This is a genomic window from Massilia sp. CFBP9026 (genome assembly GCF_034045165.1).
GTDB lineage: Bacteria > Pseudomonadota > Gammaproteobacteria > Burkholderiales > Burkholderiaceae_D > Telluria > Telluria arenae.
Window position 1 is genome coordinate 210,953 of record NZ_JAXCWH010000002.1, and the last position, 18,935, is coordinate 229,887.

18 protein-coding genes are annotated in these 18,935 nt (G+C 65.6%); 8 read left to right on the forward strand and 10 right to left on the reverse strand.

Annotated features, from left to right (window positions below; translation table 11 throughout):
* Positions 1–41: 41 nt before the first annotated feature.
* From SOM28_RS05070 to SOM28_RS05085, 4 genes are all read right to left on the reverse strand, one after another.
* Positions 42–1,415: an alkaline phosphatase gene (locus SOM28_RS05070; RefSeq protein ID WP_123071286.1), complete on the reverse strand. Its 1,374-nt coding sequence runs from the start codon at positions 1,413–1,415 to the stop codon at positions 42–44.
* A gap of 19 nt (positions 1,416–1,434) precedes the next feature.
* Positions 1,435–2,886: an alkaline phosphatase gene (locus tag SOM28_RS05075; protein ID WP_320467426.1), complete on the reverse strand. Its 1,452-nt coding sequence runs from the start codon at positions 2,884–2,886 to the stop codon at positions 1,435–1,437.
* Positions 2,887–2,978: 92 nt separating this feature from the next.
* Positions 2,979–3,605 carry a lytic transglycosylase domain-containing protein gene (locus SOM28_RS05080; RefSeq protein ID WP_320467427.1) on the reverse strand — a complete coding sequence of 209 codons (627 nt, stop codon included), beginning with the start codon at positions 3,603–3,605 and terminating at the stop codon, positions 2,979–2,981.
* Positions 3,605–5,326 (reverse strand): proline--tRNA ligase, encoded by a 1,722-nt coding sequence (locus SOM28_RS05085; protein WP_320467428.1) that lies wholly within the window; start codon positions 5,324–5,326, stop codon positions 3,605–3,607. The genes SOM28_RS05080 and SOM28_RS05085 overlap by 1 nt, the downstream gene beginning before the upstream one ends.
* Before the next feature lie 206 nt (positions 5,327–5,532).
* On the opposite strand from SOM28_RS05085, the gene SOM28_RS05090 reads away from it, so the two are divergent.
* Both SOM28_RS05090 and SOM28_RS05095 read left to right on the forward strand, forming a co-directional pair.
* The gene (locus SOM28_RS05090; protein ID WP_320467429.1) at positions 5,533–6,162 is read left to right on the forward strand and encodes an RNA pyrophosphohydrolase; all 630 of its coding nucleotides are present in this window, start codon (positions 5,533–5,535) and stop codon (positions 6,160–6,162) included.
* Between the two features lie 104 nt (positions 6,163–6,266).
* Complete coding sequence (locus SOM28_RS05095) at positions 6,267–6,695, forward strand: DUF1841 family protein (protein WP_147933298.1); 429 nt, start codon at positions 6,267–6,269, stop codon at positions 6,693–6,695.
* Between the two features lie 13 nt (positions 6,696–6,708).
* Here SOM28_RS05095 and SOM28_RS05100 read toward each other — a convergent pair whose 3' ends face one another.
* From SOM28_RS05100 to SOM28_RS05110, 3 genes are all read right to left on the reverse strand, one after another.
* Positions 6,709–8,229, reverse strand: a complete 1,521-nt coding sequence (locus tag SOM28_RS05100) for a SulP family inorganic anion transporter (protein WP_320467430.1) — start codon at positions 8,227–8,229, stop codon at positions 6,709–6,711.
* A 95-nt stretch (positions 8,230–8,324) separates the two neighbouring features.
* Positions 8,325–8,663, reverse strand: a complete 339-nt coding sequence (locus tag SOM28_RS05105; RefSeq protein ID WP_123071279.1) for a c-type cytochrome — start codon at positions 8,661–8,663, stop codon at positions 8,325–8,327.
* Positions 8,664–8,671: 8 nt separating this feature from the next.
* Complete coding sequence (locus SOM28_RS05110; protein WP_123071278.1) at positions 8,672–9,028, reverse strand: c-type cytochrome; 357 nt, start codon at positions 9,026–9,028, stop codon at positions 8,672–8,674.
* Positions 9,029–9,205: 177 nt separating this feature from the next.
* Between SOM28_RS05110 and SOM28_RS05115 the strand changes: the two genes are divergently transcribed.
* The 6 genes from SOM28_RS05115 (at position 9,206) to SOM28_RS05140 (ending at position 16,494) form a co-directional block, all read left to right on the forward strand.
* The gene (locus tag SOM28_RS05115; RefSeq protein WP_123071277.1) at positions 9,206–10,051 is read left to right on the forward strand and encodes an AAA family ATPase; all 846 of its coding nucleotides are present in this window, start codon (positions 9,206–9,208) and stop codon (positions 10,049–10,051) included.
* Positions 10,048–10,638, forward strand: coding sequence for a GNAT family N-acetyltransferase (locus SOM28_RS05120; protein WP_320467431.1), 591 nt, complete (start codon positions 10,048–10,050; stop codon positions 10,636–10,638). The genes SOM28_RS05115 and SOM28_RS05120 overlap by 4 nt, the downstream gene beginning before the upstream one ends.
* 3 nt (positions 10,639–10,641) lie before the next feature.
* Positions 10,642–11,811 (forward strand): vWA domain-containing protein, encoded by a 1,170-nt coding sequence (locus SOM28_RS05125; protein WP_320467432.1) that lies wholly within the window; start codon positions 10,642–10,644, stop codon positions 11,809–11,811.
* 392 nt (positions 11,812–12,203) lie between these two features.
* The gene (locus SOM28_RS05130; protein ID WP_320467433.1) at positions 12,204–13,394 is read left to right on the forward strand and encodes a cation:proton antiporter; all 1,191 of its coding nucleotides are present in this window, start codon (positions 12,204–12,206) and stop codon (positions 13,392–13,394) included.
* Positions 13,384–14,511 carry a YbdK family carboxylate-amine ligase gene (locus SOM28_RS05135; protein WP_320467434.1) on the forward strand — a complete coding sequence of 376 codons (1,128 nt, stop codon included), beginning with the start codon at positions 13,384–13,386 and terminating at the stop codon, positions 14,509–14,511. The genes SOM28_RS05130 and SOM28_RS05135 overlap by 11 nt, the downstream gene beginning before the upstream one ends.
* 81 nt (positions 14,512–14,592) lie before the next feature.
* Positions 14,593–16,494: a M61 family metallopeptidase gene (locus SOM28_RS05140; RefSeq protein WP_320467435.1), complete on the forward strand. Its 1,902-nt coding sequence runs from the start codon at positions 14,593–14,595 to the stop codon at positions 16,492–16,494.
* Here the strand turns inward: SOM28_RS05140 and SOM28_RS05145 are convergent.
* The 3 genes from SOM28_RS05145 to SOM28_RS05155 form a co-directional block, all read right to left on the reverse strand.
* Positions 16,491–16,829, reverse strand: a complete 339-nt coding sequence (locus SOM28_RS05145) for a hypothetical protein (protein ID WP_320467436.1) — start codon at positions 16,827–16,829, stop codon at positions 16,491–16,493. The genes SOM28_RS05140 and SOM28_RS05145 overlap by 4 nt on opposite strands.
* A 184-nt stretch (positions 16,830–17,013) precedes the next feature.
* Positions 17,014–18,015 carry a gamma-glutamyl-gamma-aminobutyrate hydrolase family protein gene (locus SOM28_RS05150; RefSeq protein ID WP_123069733.1) on the reverse strand — a complete coding sequence of 334 codons (1,002 nt, stop codon included), beginning with the start codon at positions 18,013–18,015 and terminating at the stop codon, positions 17,014–17,016.
* A gap of 66 nt (positions 18,016–18,081) precedes the next feature.
* The gene (locus SOM28_RS05155; protein WP_320467437.1) at positions 18,082–18,918 is read right to left on the reverse strand and encodes a response regulator; all 837 of its coding nucleotides are present in this window, start codon (positions 18,916–18,918) and stop codon (positions 18,082–18,084) included.
* Positions 18,919–18,935 lie beyond the last annotated feature (17 nt).

Here is an 18,935-nt window from a genome sequence, read left to right on the forward strand (position 1 = left end):
AATAACCTATCGGATCGATGCGGTGCACCGATCCGTATCCATTACAAACCGGCCGCCGCTTTCATCAGGTGGAACACCTGCGTATTCTCGATCGTGCCCTTGAACGGCGCCGATCCCGCGCCGGTCGCAAACAGTTTGACGTCGCCGCCGCCGTGGGTTTCCGACGACTTGTGCACGCCAGTTTCCTGATGATAATCATCGCTCTGCGCCACCACGCTGTCGACGTCGGCGCGCGCATCCGGGCGGTTTGGGCCGTTGCCGAACACCAGGGTGGTGAAGGTCTTGCCGTCCGCATCCTTTTTCGGCTCGCCCGACGCATAGTCGCGCACGATGTCGGTGATCGGATTGCCGCGCTTCGGATAGCCGTTGATCTGCATCGTGTGGTCATGGTCGGCGGTCAGCACGATCAGCGTGTTCTGCAGGCCCGGATCGATGGCGCGCATGCGCTCGATCGCCAGCTGCAGGGCGTCGTCGAAGGCCACCGTCTCTTCCAGCGCATGCTTGGCGCGGGTGTCGTGCAGGGCGTGGTCGATCTTGCCGCCTTCGACCATCAGGAAGAAACCGTTCGGATTCTTCGACAGCAGGTCAATCGCCTTGCCGGTCATCTCGGCCAGGGTCGGCTGTTCCGAACGGCGCTGGTACGAGTAATCGAGGTGGCTGGTGGCACTGAAGATGCCCACGAACTTGCGGCCCGGCTGCGCCGACATCATGCCGGCGCGGGTGCCGGCCACGTAGTAGCCGGCGCCGGCGAATTCGGCCATCAGGTCGCGCCCGTCGGGACGGCCCTTCGGATTGGTGGCGGGGTCAACCGGCGTGAAGTGGTTGCGCCCTCCTCCCATCAGCACGTCGACGCCGTTGCCCAGCGCCGGGTTGTAGCCGGCGCCGCCGGGCACGATCTGCTGCGCGATCGTGTACACCGCGTCGCGGCTGCAGCTGTGCGCAAAGGTCGATGCCGGGGTGGCGTGGGTCAGCTCGGTGGTGGTGATGGCGCCGGTGGCCTTGCCCTGGGCCTTGGCCAGTTCCAGGATCGTCACGGCCGGCGTGCCGTTATTGGCGCCGCACATGTCGACGCCTTCTTTCGTTGGATCGATGGGGCGCGCGCCGGCCTGCGAGATGACGTCGTTGTTCATCTTCACGCCGGTCATGTAGGCGCCCATCGACGGCGCGCTGTCGGTGGTCTGGTAGTCGGCCGAATACGTCTTGACGCGCGCGGTGCGCTCCATCAGGCGCTCGAAGTGCAGCAGGCTGTCCTCGCCGCCGCGATAGATGCGGGCAGCGGTGATCGTGGTCGGGCCCATGCCGTCGCCCAGGAAGAAGATGATGTTCTTCGCCTTTTGCTGGGCGGCGGCGGGAGTGGAAAATGCAGCGGCGCAGCAGGCAGCCAGCAGCAGTGGAGTAAAACGTTTGAAAGTCATGAGGGCTCCTGGTCGCGGCTTACAGGCCGGCGGCGGTCTTGATCAGGTTGAACACGCGGGTGTTGTCGATGGTCCCGCGGAACAGTTCGGCGTTGGCGCCGGTCGCGCCCAGGTAGACGTCGCTGCCGCCATGGGTCTCGGCGCCGGTGCGGGTGCGCACCACCGCTTCCTGGTGGTAGTCGTCGCGCGTCACGACTTCGTCCGTCAGGTGCACGGTACGGTCGCCCGCGTGGCGCTGCTCGCCAGTGCCGAAGCCGATGATGGTGTAAGGCTGGCCCTTGCCGTCCAGGCTAGGGGTGCCGTCGGCGTTGCGCACCAGGCCGATCACGCCCGGGTTGGTGGGCGTGGTCTTGCCGGTGCGGGCCGCGTAGCCGTTCAGGATCAGGGTGTGGTCATGGTCGGCGGTGGCGACGATCAGGGTGTTCTTCAGGCCCGGATCGAGCGTTTCCATGCGCTCGATCGCCGCCTGCAGCGCCGCGTTGTAGCTCACCGTTTCTTGCAGGGCGCGCTTGCCCAGGGTCGCGTGCAGGGCGTGGTCGATCAGGCCGCCCTCGACCATCAGGAAGAAGCCGTTCTTGTTCGGCGCCAGCAGCTCGATCGCCTTGGTCGCCATTGCCGGCAGGGCCGGCTGGCGCGCTGGGTCGCGGGTAGCGTCGAAGTCCATGTGGTTCGGCGCGAACAGGCCGACCGCCGGCTGGCCCGGTTGCAGGGCCGCGAATTGCGCGGTGTCGTTCACCACGCGCAAGCCCCTGGCCTGCAGTTCGGCCAGCAGGTCGCGGTTGTCGGCGCGCTTGCCGCCGCGGTTGAACGGCGTGAAGTTCTGGGCGCCGCCGCCGAACAGCACGTCCAGGCCACGGTCGCCGAGCGCCTTGTTGTAGCCGGCGCCGCCCGGCACCAGGCTGGCGGCGATATCGGTTTCCAGCTTGCGGTGGCAGGCGTGGGCATAGGTCGAGGCCGGAGTGGCGTCGGTGACGCTGGTATTGGTGACCACGCCGACCGCCATACCGCGGCGCTTGGCCAGTTCGAGCAGGGTGACGGCGGCGGTACCATTCTCGCAGCGGCTCACCAGGTTGTTGCCGTTGGCGTCCTTGCCCGGTGCGACCGAGCGGGTGCCGAAGGACATCGAGACCACGCCGTTATTGTGCTTCACGCCGGTCATGTAGGCGGCCATCGAAGCGGCGCTGTCGGTGACTTGCGCATCGTTCGAGAAGGTCTTCACGAAGGCCGACTCGGGCATCTTGTCGATCGCCAGCTCGCCGTCTTCGCCGGCGGCGAAGATGCGCGCCGCGGTCAGTGTGTTGATGCCCATGCCGTCGCCGAGGAAGAAGATGACGTTCTTCGCGCGCTGGTCGACGGCATTGGCCGCGACGGCGCCTTGCGCGGCGGTGGATTGGGTTGAATCGGGCGGCGTTGTCGCGCAGCCGGCGAGTACCGCCAGCAGCGCGGCGGAGGCAAGAGTGGTCGGTCGCATGCAGTCCTCTGCTTGGGAAAGCGGAAAGTCTACACTGCTAACGTGACACGTTGGTGAACTGAAATGTTGGGGTTTTGTACAGCATGCCCGGTTTAGATACCGTGCTTGAATTCCCAATTCTTCCACGCCGCCAGCACCGCGTTCGGGTACTTGGGCTTGCCCCGGCTGCCGTTGTAGCGGCCCAGCGCCAGGTACAGGTCGCCGCGTTCCATGTCGATATACATGCGCAGGATCGCGCAGCCGTAGCGCAGATTGGTCTGCATATGAAACAGGCGGCGGCGGTCGCCGTCGCCGATCACCTTGGTCCAGAACGGCATCACCTGCATATAGCCGCGCGCGCCGGCGATCGAGATCGCGTACTTGCGATAGGCCGATTCGACCTGGATCAGGCCCAGCACCAGCCCCGGATCGAGACCGGCGCGGGTCGATTCGTACCAGACCGTCTCGAGGAATTCGGTGCGGGTCTGGACGTCGGGCAGGCGCTTGACGAGCCGGCCCGACATGGCGTTCAGCCAGGCCTGGTAGCGCGCCCGCGCCGCCTCGGTGCGGAAAGCCGGCCGCGGCGGGCGCGCGTCTGCGATGGCGTTGGCCAGGGCCAGGCGCACCGAATCCGACAGCGCTTCTTCCTTCTGGTTGCCGGCGGACGCCTCGCCCCCACCCAGGCCGAAGGCGCACGCGAGTACGGCGCCTCCTAGCCAGGAGGCGAGGCGCATCCGCATCACTTGCCCAGCTTGCCCTTGATGAAGGCGACCATGTCCGCCACGGCCACGGCGCTCGCCGCTTCGTCGCGGCGGCCCTGGTATTCCAGGTTGCCTTCCTTCAGGCCACGCTCGCCGATCACGACGCGGTGCGGCACGCCGATCAGTTCCCAGTCGGCGAACATCGCGCCCGGACGCAGGCCGCGGTCGTCGACGATCACGTCGATGCCGGCCGCCTGCAGCTCGGCATACAGCTGTTCGGTGGCTTCTTTCACCATCTCGCTGCGGTCCAGGCCCATCGGGCACAGCACCAGCTCGAACGGGGCGATCGTGTCAGGCCACACGATGCCCTTGTCGTCGAAGTTCTGCTCGATCGCCGCGCCCAGGATGCGGGTCACGCCGATGCCGTAGCAGCCCATCTGCAGCGGCGCGGGACGGCCACCTTCGTCGAGGAAGGTCGCGCCCATCGCTTCCGAGTAGGCGGTGCCGAGCTGGAACACGTGGCCCACCTCGATGCCGCGCTCGATCGCCAGCACGCCCTTGCCGTCCGGCGAAGCGTCGCCCTCGACCACGTTGCGCAGGTCGGCAACGAGCGGTTCTGGCACATCACGGCCCCAGTTGGCGCCCGTGTAGTGGAAGTCGGCCTCGTTGGCGCCACACACGAAGTCGGCCATGTTGGCGACCGTGCGGTCGGCCACGACGTTGACCGGCAGCTTGGTGTTGATCGGCCCCAGGTAGCCCGGCACGGTGCCGAACACCTCGAGGATCTCGGCCTCGGTCGAGAAGCGGAAGTCCTTCAGGCCGGCGACCTTGGAGACCTTGATCTCGTTGAGCTCATGGTCACCGCGCAGCAGCAGCACCCAGAAGCTCTTCTTGCCTTCTTCGCTCTCGACGGTCAGGGCGATGGTCTTGACGGTCTGCGCCAACGGCAAATTCAAGAGCTCGGCCACGCTTTCGCACTTGGTCTTGCCCGGGGTCGAGGTCTTCGTCAACGCCTGGGTCGCCGCGCCGCGCGCGCCGCTGGCGATGGCTTCGGCCGCTTCCATATTGGCCGCGTAGTCGGAGTCAGGGCAGTACACCAGCGCATCTTCGCCGGTGCTGGCGATGACGTGGAATTCATGCGAACCGGTGCCGCCGATGGCGCCATTGTCGGCAGCCACCGCGCGGAACTTCAGGCCGAAGCGGTTGAAGATCCGGGTGTAGGCGTCGAACATGGTCTGGTAGGACTTCTGCATGCCTTCCAGATCGCGGTCGAAGGAGTATGCGTCCTTCATGGTGAATTCGCGGCCGCGCATCAGGCCGAAGCGCGGACGGCGCTCGTCGCGGAACTTGGTCTGGATATGATAGAAGTTGACCGGCAACTGGCGGTACGACTTGATTTCGCTGCGCACGACGTCGGTGACCACTTCTTCGGACGTCGGCTGGATCGCGAAATCGCGACCGTGACGGTCTTTGACGCGCATCAACTCGTCGCCCATCTTGTCCCAGCGGCCCGTTTCTTGCCACAGTTCGGCCGGCTGCACCAGCGGCATCAGGAGTTCGATGGCGCCCGCACGGTTCATTTCTTCACGGACAATCGCTTCGACCTTGCGGATGACGCGCAACCCGACCGGCATATAGGTATAGATGCCGGAACCCAGGCGCTTGATCATCCCGGCGCGCATCATCAGCTTGTGGCTGACGATCTCGGCATCGGAAGGCGCTTCTTTAAGAGTTGAAATAAAAAATCGTGAGGCGCGCATATCAGTGAATTCTTTTTAAAAAGAGAGGGTTATAATCGACCTAATTTTAAAGGATTAGCCGGCTGATGCGTCCAATCTTTCTACAAACAGGGTCCGCAACCAGCAGCATCCACCGCGCAAGCGGTGCGGAAAACCCACGGGCGTACAGAATTTGTAGGTAAAAACATAAGGGACGATCCGCCGGCAGAAAGTATCGAGGTGCACTTATGCTCGACCGTGAAGGGTTTCGGCCCAACGTCGGCATCATCCTGCTGAACGCTAACAACGAGGTCTGGTGGGGCAAGCGGGTGCGCGAGCACTCATGGCAATTCCCGCAAGGGGGGATCAAGTACGGAGAGACGCCAGAACAGGCAATGTACCGCGAGCTCGAAGAAGAAATCGGCCTGCGCCAGGAGCACGTCAAGATCATGGGGCGAACCCGCGACTGGCTGCGCTACGAGGTGCCCGACCACTTCATCAAGCGCGAAATCCGCGGCCATTACCGCGGCCAGAAGCAGATCTGGTTCCTGTTGCGCATGGTTGCGCGCGACAACGAAGTCAATCTGCGCCTGACCGACCACCCGGAATTCGATGCCTGGCGCTGGCACGACTACTGGGTGCCGCTGGACGTCGTGATCGAGTTCAAGCGCGACGTCTACCAGCGCGCCCTGCAGGAACTGTCGCGCTTTGTCACCTGGCCGGCCAGGGGCCAGCACGGCGAGCGGCGCCACAGCGCGCGCTACCTGCGCCAGCCGCATGGCAGGTCGCAAGGGGCCAAGCCGGCCCAGGACATGGTTGCAGCCAACGGACCCAGTCCGGCAGGACCGGAATCGCTGGTACTGGCGCCGAACAAGTAGTCATTCTTGCCACATCCGGGGAAGCGGCGCATGCCGCTTCCCCGCGGGCGGCGGGCGCGCCATCGCGCTACAATGCCCGCTTTCTCCTTTTCCCCTGCCCCGCCATGTTCACTCCGTCCTCGCACGACGTGCGCCGCTTCTTCTGCGAAGCCTACCGCAAGCACCGCAATGGCGAGATCCTGACCCCGATGGACGCGATCGCGGCCGACTGGATCGTCCAGCATCCCGAATACCACGAGCAGTTCGAGGACGTCGAGGCGGCAATCGCGGCCGACTATTCGGTCGAAGGCGGCAAGGCGAATCCCTTCCTGCACCTGTCGATGCACCTGTCGATCGCCGAACAGATCTCGATCGACCAGCCGCGCGGCATCCGCGCCGCCCACGATGCCCTGGTGGCCCGGCGCGGTCAGCACGACGCCCACCACGAAATCATGGAATGCCTGGGCGAGATGATCTGGGCGTCGCAACGCAACGGCGTGCCGCCGGATACCGAAGCCTATATTGAATGCGTGCGCCGGCGCGCATTCGCGTGATCCGCTCCGCGATTCACCCCAGCTTGTCGTCCGCGACCCGGTAGCGCGGGTCTTCCACCAGGTTTACCTCGACCATGCCGCGCGCCTTGTCCAACAGCTCGCGGCAGTCCGGACTCAGGTGGCGCAGGTGCAGGCGCTTGCCCAGCAGGCGATAGCGTTCGGCCAGCGCGTCGATCGCCTGGATCGCCGAGTGGTCGACCACCCGCGCATGCAGGAAGTCGATGATGACGTCCTGCGGATCGTCTTTCGGCGTGAACAGCGCCTGGAATGGCGTCACCGAGGCGAAGAACAGCGTACCTTCCAGCGCATACACCTTCCAGCCCTGCTCATCGTGCGAGACGGCGGCCCGTACCTGCTTGGCGTGCTGCCAGGCGAACACCAGCGCCGACACGATCACGCCCGCAATCACCGCCAGCGCCAGGTCGTAGACCAGGGTGATGCCCGCCACCAGCACGATCACGCACAGGTCGGCGCGCGGCACCTTCCCCACCAGGCGGAACGTGCCCCACTCGAAGGTCTTTTCGCACACCACGAACATCACGCCGACCAGCGCCGCCAGCGGGATCGCCTCGATCCAGCTGGACCCGAACAGGATAAAGGCGAGCAGGAACAGCGCGGCCGCGATGCCCGACAGGCGCCCGGTGGCGCCGCTGTTCACATTGATCATGCTCTGGCCGATCAGCGCGCAGCCGCCCATGCCGCCGAACAGGCCGGCCGCGACGTTGGCGGCGCCCAGCGCCAGCGACTCGCGGTTCGGCTGGCCGCGCGTATCGGTGATCTCGTCGATCAGGGTGAGCGTCAGCAGCGACTCGATCAGGCCGACGCCGGCCAGCACCAGTGAGTAGGGAAATACGATGCGCAGCGTCTCCAGGTTCCACGGCACGTCGGGCAGCGCGAAGCCCGGCAGGCCGCCGGCGATCGAACCGAGGTCGCCCACGGTCTTGGTCTCGATGCCGAGCAGCGCGCAGCCGCTGCTTGCCACCAGGATGCCGACCAGGGTCGACGGCACCGCTTTGGTCAGGCGCGGGGTCAGGTAGATCACCGCCATCGTGACGACGATGATGCCGGCCATGACCGCCAGTTCGGGACCGGCCATCCACTGCGGCGCGCCATCCGGGCCCGGCTCCTTGAAGTGGTTGAACTGGGCCAGGAAGATCACCAGCGCCAGGCCGTTGACGAAGCCGAGCATCACCGGATGCGGCACCATGCGGATGAATTTACCCAGGCGCGCGGCGGCAAACAGCAGTTGCAGCACGCCCATCAGCACCACGGCGGCCAGCAGGTATTGCGCGCCATGCTGGACCACCAGCGCCACCATCACCACCGCCAGCGAACCGGCGGCGGCCGAGATCATGCCGGGCCGGCCGCCGAAGCACGACGTGATGAAGGCGACGATCACCGCCGCATAGAGGCCGGTGAGCGGGGACAGGTGGGCGACCAGGGCGAAGGCGATCGCCTCGGGCACCAGCGCCAGCGCGACGGTCAGGCCGGCCAGCAGATTGATCTTGAGGTAAGCGGGGGTAAGGGACGGCACGGCGGCTCCAGCGGCAAGGATGACAATCCCCTCGCTGCACTGCAGCAGAGGGGAGCGCATGTTACCAGTTGCCGCGCAGCCGCGTAACGACAGGCCTACTTCTTGATCACCAGCTGCGACGGCAGGCTGGCGAGATACGCGCCGAGATCGGCCATATCCTGGTTCGACAGCGGCTGCACCAGGCCGGCCATGATCGGATTGACGCGGCCGTTGGCGCCGGCGCCGCGCTTGTAGGCGCGCAGCGCATGCGTGAGATAGTCGGCATGCTGGCCGGCCAGCTTCGGATAAGTCGGGTCGATCGGCTTGTTGAAGTCGGCGCCGTGGCAGGAGGCGCAGTTGTATTTCTGGGCCAGGGCTTCGCCGCGCTTGACGTCGTTGGCGCTGGCGCCAACCGAGATGGCGCCGAGGACCAGCAGGAGCATCGTGTTCTTCATGGCGGTCCTCATCGCTTGGCGGTCGTCTGGTTCGACGATTGCTGGGAATAATAGGCCGCCACGTCGGCGATGTCCTGGTCGCTCATCGAGCGCGCGATGCCGGTCATGGAAGGATGCTTGCGGTCGCCCTTGCGATAGGCCTTGAGTGCGGATTCGATGTACTTGGCCGACTGGCCGCCGATCATCGGCACGCGGTACACCTCGGGGAATGCCGTCTTGTAGCCGCCGGGGATGGCATGGCAGCCGATGCACATCTCGATCTTGGCGGTAGCCGCCTGGGGATTACCGACCACTTCCGCGGCGGATGCGCTGCCGGCGGCGCCGGCAAGGAGCGCCAGCGCCAGTGGTACCAGAGTTTTTTTCATGGGCGTCTCGTTAGTTATATGTCGAAAATCGCAACCGCACAAAAACTTAGCAAAGGCTTACCAACCGGCCGATTCTATCTGAAGACTTGACACCAGTCTACAAACCGGCGTCCGGCGCCGCGACGCCTGTTCTGTCATATACTCGGCCCATCTTCTTCGATTTCGCTCCTACCCGCCATGCATGCATCTCCCCGCTTCGAAGGCAGCGACAACTACGTCGCCACTCCCGACCTGAAACTGGCCGTCAACGCCGCGCTCACGCTGGGCCGCCCGCTCCTGATCAAGGGCGAGCCGGGCACCGGCAAGACCATGCTGGCCGAAGAGGTCGCGGCCGCGCTGAACATGCCGCTGCTGCAGTGGCACGTGAAGTCGACCACCAAGGCCCAGCAAGGCCTGTACGAATACGACGCGGTCTCGCGCCTGCGCGATTCGCAGCTGGGCGACGAGCGCGTGCGCGACATCCAGAACTACATCGTCAAGGGCGTGCTGTGGCAGGCGTTCACGTCGCCCGAGCCGGTCGTGCTGCTGATCGATGAAGTCGACAAGGCCGACATCGAGTTCCCCAACGACCTGCTGCGTGAGCTCGACCGCATGGAGTTCTACGTCTACGAGACGCGCGAGATGGTGGTGGCCAAACACCGCCCGCTGGTGATCATCACCTCCAACAACGAAAAGGAACTGCCAGACGCCTTCCTGCGCCGCTGCTTCTTCCATTACATCCAGTTCCCGGACCGCGAGACGATGGCCGATATCGTGGGCGTGCACTTCCCGACGCTCAGGCAGGACCTGTTGGCGGCGGCCCTGCAAAGCTTCTATGCGCTGCGCGACGTCCCCGGCATCAAGAAGAAGCCGTCGACCTCGGAATTCCTCGACTGGCTCAAACTGCTGCTGGCCGAGGACGTGCCGGCCGAAGCGCTGCGCGCCGAGAACGAGGCCCCGCCGCTGCACGGCGCCCTGCTCAAGAACGAACAGGACATCGCCCTGTTCGACCGCCTGATGGCCATGGCGAGGAACCGGCGATGATCACGGTGTCGCCCATCACGCTGGAACTGAACGGCGTGCGCCTGGAGCCGCTGGCGCCGCACCACGCCGACGGCTTGCGCGCGGCAGCCAGCGATGGCGAGCTGTGGGACCTGGTCGTGACCAGCGTGCCGGCGCCGCAGGACGCCGGCGCCTATATCGACACCGCCCTGGGCATGGCCAACCGCCGGGCCTGGGCCGTGCTCGATGCCACCAGCGGCGCCGTGATCGGCAGCACCAGCTACCACGACATCGTGCCGGACGTCGACCGGGTGGAAATCGGCTACACCTGGTATGCCAAAAGCGCGCAGCGCAGCCACGTGAACACCAGCTGCAAGCTGATGCTGATGCGGCACGGCTTCGACACGCTCGGCTGCGCCGTGGTGGGCCTGCGCACCGATGGCGAGAACTTCGCCTCGCAGGCGGCCATCGAACGCCTCGGTGCGCACAAGGATGGCGTGCTGCGCCATCACGCCGCGCGCCGCAACGGGCAGCCGCGCGACACCGTCATGTACAGCATCCTGCGCGCCGAATGGCCGCGCGTGAAGGCGCACCTGGAGGCGCGTCTGGCGCATCACGCCGGGAGCTAGGCCATGCTGATCGACTTCTTCCGCGCCCTGCGCGAGGCCAAGGTCCCGGTCTCGATCCGCGAATTCCTGACTCTGCTCGAAGCCCTGCAGCGCCAGGTGATCCCGCCCTCGCTCGACGAGTTCTATTACCTCGCGCGCCTGACGCTGGTGAAGGACGAGGCGCACTTCGACAAGTTCGATCGCGTGTTCGGCCTCTGGTTCAAGGGCGTCGATGCGGTATTCGACGAGAAGGCGGAGATCCCATTGGAATGGCTGATCAAGCGCTTCGAGCGCGAGCTGACGCCGGAACAGAAGGCGCAGCTGGAAAAATTCGGCTACGACAAGCTGCAGCAGCGCCTGCAGGAACTGCTGAAAGAGCAGAAGGAGCGCCACGCCGGCGGCAGCAAGTGGATCGGCACTGGCGGCACTTCGCCTTTTGGGCACGGCGGCACCAATCCGGAAGGCATCCGCATTGGCGGCACGGGCCGCAACCGCAGCGCGGTCAAGGTATGGGAACAGCGTACCTTCCGCGACTACGACGACGAGCGCGAACTGGGCACGCGTAATTTAAAAGTCGCGCTGCGCCGCCTGCGCCGCTTCGCGCGCCAAGGCGCGGCGGACGAACTGGCGCTGGACGACACCATCCGCGCCACCGCCAGCAATGCCGGCTGGCTCGACATCCGCATGCGGCCCGAACGCAAGAACCGGATCAAGGTGGTGATGCTGCTCGACGTTGGCGGCTCGATGGACGACCACATCGAGCGCACCGAAGAACTGTTCTCGGCTGCCAGCAGCGAATTCAAGAACATGGAGTTCTATTACTTCCACAACTGCGTCTACGACTACCTGTGGAAGAACAACCGCCGCCGCCACAGCGAGCGTTTCGACACCTGGGACGTGCTGCGCAAGTATCCAGCCGATACGCGGGTGATCTTCGTGGGCGACGCCACCATGAGCCCCTACGAGGTGATGGCGCCGGGCGGCTCGGTCGAGTACAACAACGAAGAGCCGGGCGCGGCCTGGCTGGCGCGCTTCGTCTCGACCTTCCCCAAGTTCGCCTGGCTCAATCCGGAGCCGGAACACCTGTGGCAGTACCGGCAATCGATCGCCCTCATTCGCCAGATCATGAACAACCGCATGTTTCCGATCACGCTTGAAGGGCTGGAACGGGCGATGCGATTGCTCAGTAAATAAGCACCGTCTCCTTTTGCCTCCAGTGTAAAAACCGTCGTACCCGCGGAGGCGGGTACCCAAGCTTGCTTGCACCGTGACTACGTTCGACGAAGCCGGCTGTGCGAAGGGCTTGGGTACCCGCCTTCGCGGGTACGACGGTCTTCGCGCAAACAATCGACGTCTTCGAGGCAACAATTTATTTTCAGCAATGTAATTACGCACTGTGTTAGTGCGGACACGGACGGCCGTGCTGGAATCGCTATGATCGAGCCACTCGCCCGCCGCTCGCCGTGTCTCAACACAAGGCGCGTGGACGGGCGAGCCAGGACAATCGTGCGTGCCTCGTCCGCTTGTAGAATCCGCGAACGCAAGCGGCAAGCGCACGCCATATAAAAGAATCGAGGGGAAAACGAATGCCAGACCTGCTGTCCTTGTTGACTAGTCTCGCGTGGCCGCTGGCGATCGCACTCGCCTGGCTGGCCGGCGAATTCGGCCAGCGCTGGACCGGCCTGCCGCGCATCAGCTTCTATGGCCTGGTCGGCTTCGCCCTCGGCAGCACCCAGATCGGCGCCCTGCCCGCCCCCGATATGGGGCCGGTCTCGCTGCTGGCCAACGTCGCCTTCGGCCTCATCCTGTTCGAACTGGGCAACCGCATCAACCTGCGCTGGCTGGTCAACAATCCCTGGATCGGCGTGGCCGGCCTGGTCGAGGCGGCGCTGACCTTCATCCTCGTCTATTTCGTCGCCAGCGCCTTCGGCGTCGGCCGCCTGACGGCCCTCCTGATGGCGGCGCTGTCGATGGCGACCTCGCCCGCCACCGTGGTGCGGGTGGTCAACGAACAGAAAAGCTCGGGCCAGATGACGGAGCGGGTGCTGCACCTGTCGGCCCTGAACTGCGTGCTGTCGGTGTTCGCCTTCAACGCCATCATCGGCATCTGGCTGTTCCGCACCTATGACGCCGTCGGCGAAGCGCTGTGGCAAAGCCTGGTGATGCTGGCCGGCTCGATCCTGATCGGGGCCATCTTCGGCGTGATCGTGCCGGCCCTGCTGCGCGCGATCGGCAATCAGCAGCAGGACGCCACCGTCGCCTTCGCCCTTGCGATCATCCTGCTGGTGGCCGTGTGCGACAGCGCCGGCCTGACGCCGGTGGTGGCGGCGCTGGCCTTCGGCCTGACGGTGCGCTACCGGCGCGTCGCCTTCACCCAGACCCAGCGCAACTTCGGCGCGCTGGGCGAAGTGCTGACCGTGCTGCTGTTCGTGTACGCCGCCTCGACCCTCGACTGGCGCCTGGTCACCGCCGGCGCCCTGCTCGCCATCAGCGTGGTGCTGGCGCGCATGTTCGCCAAGGTGGCGGGCGTGACGGCGTTCGCCCACCTGTCGGGCGTCACCTGGCGCAAGGGGGCGCTCACCGGCCTCGGGCTGGCGCCGCTGGCCGTGTTCGTGATCCTGCTGCTCGAGCACGCGCGCTATGCGGGCCTGAAAGTGGTCGAAGAACTGTATGCGATGGCGGCCGTGACGATGCTGCTCGAAGTCTTCGGCCCGATCATCATCCAGCGCGCGCTGATCTGGGCGCGCGAAGCACCGGAGTCGACCCATGCCGCTTGAAGCCTTCACCCCCTCGCAGCCGCTCACCTTCGGGGTCGAGCTGGAACTGCAACTGGTCAGCCTGTCGGATTTCAACCTGACCGCGGCCAGCCCCGACCTGATGCACCTGCTGAAGCGCAAGCCGTTCCCGGGCAACGTTACGCCGGAGATCACCGAGAGCATGATCGAGATTAACTCGAGCGTGCACACGGCCTACGCGCCGCTGCTGGCCGAGCTGACCGAGATCCGCGACACCCTGGTGGCGGCCAGCGACGTGCTCAATATCGGCATCGCCGGCGGCGGCACGCACCCGTTCCAGCACTGGTCCGACCAGCGCATCTCGGCCAAGCCGCGCTACGAATACCTGTCGCAGCTGTACGGCTACCTGGCCAAGCAGTTCACGGTGTTCGGCCAGCACGTGCACATCGGCTGCGCCAACGGCGACGATGCCTTGTATCTGCTGCATGCGCTGAACCGCTATCTGCCGCACTTCATCGCGCTGTCGGCGTCGTCGCCCTTTGTACAGGGCCACGACAGCCTGTTCGAATCGGCGCGCCTGAATTCGGTGTTCGCTTTCCCGATGAGCGGCCGCGCGCCGTTCACGCTGTCCTGGCAGGAGTTCACTGACGTCTACTTCGCCAAGATGGAACGCACCAACATCATCAAGAGCATGAAGGATTTTTACTGGGACCTGAGGCCCAAGCCGGAATACGGCACCATCGAGCTGCGCGTGTGCGACACGCCGCTCACGGTGGAGCGGGCGGCGGCGCTGGCCGGCTACCTGCAGGCCCTATGCCGGCATCTGCTGCAGCGCAAGGAAGAAGCCCCGGTAGAGGATGACTATTTAGTCTATAACTACAACCGCTTCCAGGCCTGCCGCTTCGGCCTGGACGGCAGCATCACGCATCCGAAGACCTACGAGAATGTGCCGATGCGCGAAGACATCCTGGCGACGCTCGACACCATGCTGCCGCATGCCGAAGCGCTGGGCAGCGTGGATGCCCTGAAACACCTGGCGGCGGCGGTGCACGACGGCAGCGACGCCACCATCCTGCGCCGCCACGTGGAACGCGAAGGCAGCGTCGAAGGCATGGTCAATGCGGCGATCCAGCACTTCCGTGGCGGCCGCACGAGCTGACACAATTTCTATACATTCAGTATCCAAGTTGCATGATAATGGAAAATTGCCTACCTGCAGTTTTTCATTATTCATGCTCACATGGTTAAACTGACCGCCACCCTGCTTCTGCTTCCCGCCCTGCTGTGTTCCAGCCCCCTGTCGACTGCGGCCCCGTGGAGTGTGCCCGCCTCGACCATCCCCTTGCCGCGCGACCGCGCCTTCCCCGGCACCTTGCAGCTCGAGGTCGATGCCAGCGACACCGCGCAGCGCATCGTCCGCGTCAAGCAGCGCGTGCCGGTGCAGTCGGCGGGCCGCCTGACCCTGCTGTATCCGAAGTGGGACGGCGGCAGCCACGGCCCCACGATCCAGGTCCAGCGCATGGCCGGCCTCGCGATCCAGGGCGGCGGGCAGCGCCTGGCATGGCGCCGCGATCCCCTCGACGCGCATGCCTTCCACGTGCAGGTGCCGGCAGGCGTGCGCGAACTGGAGGTGACATTCGAGTTCCTGGCGCCGCTCGGCCACATGAGCCATATCAACCGCGACGTGATCAACCTGCAGTGGCAGAACGTGATCCTGTATCCCGCCGGATGGTTTGCCAGCCGCATCCCGGTGGCGGCCTCGCTGACCTTGCCCAAGGGACTGGTGGCGGGGACCTCGCTAGTGGAGCAAAGCCGCGCCGGCTCGACGATCACCTTCGCGCCGACGCCGCTCGACCTGCTGCTCGACTCGCCGGTGCTGGCCGCGCCCCACGTGGAGAAACGCACGGTGGCCGGCGGCCCGGTCCCGGTACGCGTGACTTATTTCGCCGGCGAGGCCGCGCAGCTTGCCGGTGCAGCGGCGATGGACGCGCCGCTGCGCGCCATCGTCGAACAGACCGCCAGGGTATTCGGCCAGGCGCCCTTCCCCCACTTCGACTACCTGGTGCCGCTGACGGACCGCCTGCCAGGACCGGGCGGCCTGGAACACATCCGCTCGGCCGAAGTCACGCTGCCGCCGGACTTCCTGGCCAACCGCGAAGCCTCGGCCGCGGAAATCGACCTGTTTGCCCACGAATACATCCATGCCTGGAACGGCAAGTTCGCCCAGCCCGCGGACCATCGCACGCCCACGCCCAACGTGCCCATGCAAAGCACGCTGCTGTGGGTGTACGAGGGGCAGTCCGAGTTCTGGGGGCGGGTGATCGGCGCACGCTCGGGCCTGCGCGGTTTCCAGGACACGCTCGATGCGCTGGCCCTGGACGCGGCCGCGATGGCGAACCGTCCGGGCCGCGCCTGGAAGGCGCTCGGCGACAGCGCGCTCGATTCGATCACGATGCCGGGCGGTGTCGGCGTCAGCTGGACCGACTGGCAGCGCCGTAAGGATTACTACGCCGAAGGTGTGCTGCTATGGCTGGACATCGACGGCATCCTGCGCGAACGCAGCCAGGGCAAATATGGGATGGACGACTTCGCCGCCAGGTTCTTCGCCGTGCAAGGAAAGACCAGCAAGGACTACACCTTCGACGACGTCTGCGCCACCTTGTCGAAGCTGGCGCCCTTCGACTGGCGCGGCTATCTCGAACAGCGCGTGCACGGCAATCGCGACGCAGGCCTGCTAGACGGCCTGGAACGCGCCGGCTACCGGCTGGTCTACAAACCGACGCCGAGCCGCTACGTCGAGCGCGCCCTGCAGGGCGAAGGAGTCCCCGACTTCAGCTACGGCCTCGGGATCGGCGTGAACGGCAAAGGTGTGGTGCGCTCGGTCGGCTGGAACAGCCCCGCCTTCAAGGCCGGGCTGGCGCCGGGCGCCACGCTGGTGGAGGTGGGAGGCGAGCCGTTCAGCATCGAGCGCCTGGCCGCGGCGGTGTCGCGCCGCGATCCGGCCGGCATCGCGCTCACCGTGCAACTGGATGGGCAGAAGCGCAAGGTCACGATCGCCTACGATGGCGGCTTGCGCTATCCTGCCCTGGAACGCATTCCGGACCGGGCCGATCGCCTGAAGGGGCTGCTGCAGGCGCGTTAGCCCGCCAGCGGCGCCGTCTTGCCAGCCCAGCTGCCTTTCATGAAGCGCGCCAGCAAGGGCTGGCGCGTCGGCGCCGGCGGTGGCAGCTTGGCGTCGACCACGACTGCCCACTGGTCGGCCAACTGTTCGCAGGTGGCGCGCAGCACGGGATCGATGTTGGGCAAGCGCGACAGCGCACACAGGTGGCGCTCGATCACCGAGGCCAGCTTGACGCACGGCTGCTCACCGTCGCCGCGCGTCGTGTAATTGGACATCAGGTGCAGGAGCGAAGCGACCAGCAACGCGTCCTGGCTGCGCGGCTCCGATGGCGTCGTGTGTGGGGTGGAAATGGTCATGCAAGCGTCTCCAAAAAAGCGGTTGCGGTCCGCAACGGTATAACGTGAATTGCAACGAGATGCGAATGATTCTCATTTCATTATTCACGCGTCACGCGGCGAAAGCAAGCGTTTTCGGCAAGCGAATCGTGGGCCGGCGGAGGTCGGGCGAAAGCGGGTTCTCTAAGGCAATTATTGCGAGAAATTACAGCCGGGTTTCACGCGCCGCGCGCAGGAATTCATCGAGCACTGGCGTGCAATCGAGCAGGTCGACGCCGCCGGCGCGGTGGAATTCGGGGTGCCACTGCAGGCCCATGACGAAGTTGGCGCGCTGGTAGCGGATCGCCTCGATGATGCCATCGGGCTCGGACATGGCTTCGACGCGGATGTCGCGCCCCAGATCCTTGACCGCCTGGTGGTGGATCGAGTTCACCATGGCCCGCTCGACCTTGGGGAACATGCGGCCCAGAGACGAGCCCTTGGGGAAGACGATGGCGTGGCGGTGCGCGTCATACACATCGTGCACGTGCGGCAGGGCCTCGGGCATGTCGGTGGCGACGTCCTGGTGCAGGGTGCCGCCGAAGGCGACGTTGATCAGCTGGCAACCGCGGCACACGCCCAGCACCGGTTTGCCGGCGTCGACGAATTCGTGCAGCAGTTCGAGCTCGTAGACGTCACGCGCGCGGTCGCCGCTCCACTCGGGCTTGGTCGGGGTTTCGGAATAGGTTTGCGGCGCCACGTCGGCCCCGCCCTGCAGCACCAGGCCGTCGAGGTGGCGCGCATAGTGGCGCAGGGTGATGTTGCTGGGGTGTAGCAGGCCGTTGGTATTCACGGTAGGGATCATGAATACCAGCACGTCGCGCGACATCACCCACTGGGCAATCGATTCCTCGAGATACTGCAGGTTCTTGCTGAGCAGCCCCTTGGCGCCGGTGGCAGGATGAAAAATGCGGGCCGAAACGCCGATGTGCAGCGTGCGCTGCATGAAATCGCGGTTGAAGCGTTCGCGCAGCGAGCGGAAACGTGAGGTGATGACCCGGCCGGCCAGGGCCACGGCATTGTCGCCATCGCGCAGGTAGCGGGCGGGACCGCGCGCGGTCTGGCCGCCGCTCGCGCGGCGATCGGGCACGCGCACGCGTGTTTCGCGGCGCTCGTCGACGTCCGCGGCCGGATCGTCCTTGCGCTTGATTTGATCGTCTTCAGCCATGGTTATTAATATAACTTCACCATTGCTTCGCACGATATAAAGTTGTTACAAAACGTCGCGTCCTCCCTACACCGGGAGATCCATCAGCTTCTGGAAGGTCAGCATCCAGTGGCGGCCGGCGACCGGCGTCGTGAGCAGGCCGCGCGCCCCGGCGCGGCGCGCACGCGCGCTATCGTAGTGAAAGGATTGCTCGACCAGGAACACCACCGGCGTGCGCTGCGCCCCGTCCTGCGACTTGATCGAGCTGCACACCTCATACGGTTCGATGCCGACCGCTGCCGTGTTGATCAGCACCAGCGATACCGGCGTTTCGTCGCACAGGCGCACCGCCGCGCACAGGCTGTCGGTCCATTCCACCGGCACCCGGCGCGGGCCGAGCACGCGCGCCACCTGGTTGCGCAGCTGGCACTCCTTGTCGACGATCAGGACGGCCCCATCTACGGGACCACGGCGCAGGCGCGTGTAGAATGCCGGCGTTTCGCAGTCCGGCGCCAGGCGCGGACGGCGGCGCCGCTCGGCCAGCACGCGCCGGACGGTGCGGGTACTCTGCTGCACCAGCACCTGGACCCGGGTATCGAGCAGTTCGGCCAGGGCTTCATACAGTTGCAGAGGGTCGATCGGCCGTGCCAGGGTGCGCCAGGGTTCGGCGCCGGGGTTGCCCGGGTTGCCGATCACGAGCGCCGGCTGCAGCGATCCCGGCGGCAGGCAGCCGAGCCGGGTCAGCGCGGTCGGGCTGTCGCCGTTGGCGATATACAGGTCCGGCTCTTGCAAACTATCGTCATGCAGGCAAGAATACGACGGCCCCACGCCCGGCGCCCGCGCCAGCAGGGCTTCGAGCCGCGCGCTTTCAGCCGGGGTAAACCCGATCAGGCGAATGGTGAACGGATAGCTGGACAAGTGCATCGGTAACGCCCCTCCCT

Excerpts from the sequence above, each read along its gene's own strand:
- SOM28_RS05095 (WP_147933298.1), top strand. The coding sequence starts at position 6,267 with ATGTTCACTCCGTCCTCGCACGACGTGCGCCGCTTCTTCTGCGAAGCC.
- SOM28_RS05090 (WP_320467429.1), top strand. The coding sequence starts at position 5,533 with ATGCTCGACCGTGAAGGGTTTCGGCCCAACGTCGGCATCATCCTGCTG.
- SOM28_RS05080 (WP_320467427.1), bottom strand. The coding sequence starts at position 3,605 with ATGCGGATGCGCCTCGCCTCCTGGCTAGGAGGCGCCGTACTCGCGTGC.
- SOM28_RS05105 (WP_123071279.1), bottom strand. The coding sequence starts at position 8,663 with ATGAAGAACACGATGCTCCTGCTGGTCCTCGGCGCCATCTCGGTTGGC.
- SOM28_RS05155 (WP_320467437.1), bottom strand. The coding sequence starts at position 18,918 with ATGCACTTGTCCAGCTATCCGTTCACCATTCGCCTGATCGGGTTTACC.
- SOM28_RS05135 (WP_320467434.1), top strand. The coding sequence starts at position 13,384 with ATGCCGCTTGAAGCCTTCACCCCCTCGCAGCCGCTCACCTTCGGGGTC.
- SOM28_RS05145 (WP_320467436.1), bottom strand. The coding sequence starts at position 16,829 with ATGACCATTTCCACCCCACACACGACGCCATCGGAGCCGCGCAGCCAG.
- SOM28_RS05115 (WP_123071277.1), top strand. The coding sequence starts at position 9,206 with ATGCATGCATCTCCCCGCTTCGAAGGCAGCGACAACTACGTCGCCACT.
- SOM28_RS05140 (WP_320467435.1), top strand. The coding sequence starts at position 14,593 with ATGGTTAAACTGACCGCCACCCTGCTTCTGCTTCCCGCCCTGCTGTGT.
- SOM28_RS05125 (WP_320467432.1), top strand. The coding sequence starts at position 10,642 with ATGCTGATCGACTTCTTCCGCGCCCTGCGCGAGGCCAAGGTCCCGGTC.
- SOM28_RS05130 (WP_320467433.1), top strand. The coding sequence starts at position 12,204 with ATGCCAGACCTGCTGTCCTTGTTGACTAGTCTCGCGTGGCCGCTGGCG.
- SOM28_RS05075 (WP_320467426.1), bottom strand. The coding sequence starts at position 2,886 with ATGCGACCGACCACTCTTGCCTCCGCCGCGCTGCTGGCGGTACTCGCC.
- SOM28_RS05085 (WP_320467428.1), bottom strand. The coding sequence starts at position 5,326 with ATGCGCGCCTCACGATTTTTTATTTCAACTCTTAAAGAAGCGCCTTCC.
- SOM28_RS05110 (WP_123071278.1), bottom strand. The coding sequence starts at position 9,028 with ATGAAAAAAACTCTGGTACCACTGGCGCTGGCGCTCCTTGCCGGCGCC.
- SOM28_RS05120 (WP_320467431.1), top strand. The coding sequence starts at position 10,048 with ATGATCACGGTGTCGCCCATCACGCTGGAACTGAACGGCGTGCGCCTG.
- SOM28_RS05070 (WP_123071286.1), bottom strand. The coding sequence starts at position 1,415 with ATGACTTTCAAACGTTTTACTCCACTGCTGCTGGCTGCCTGCTGCGCC.
- SOM28_RS05150 (WP_123069733.1), bottom strand. The coding sequence starts at position 18,015 with ATGGCTGAAGACGATCAAATCAAGCGCAAGGACGATCCGGCCGCGGAC.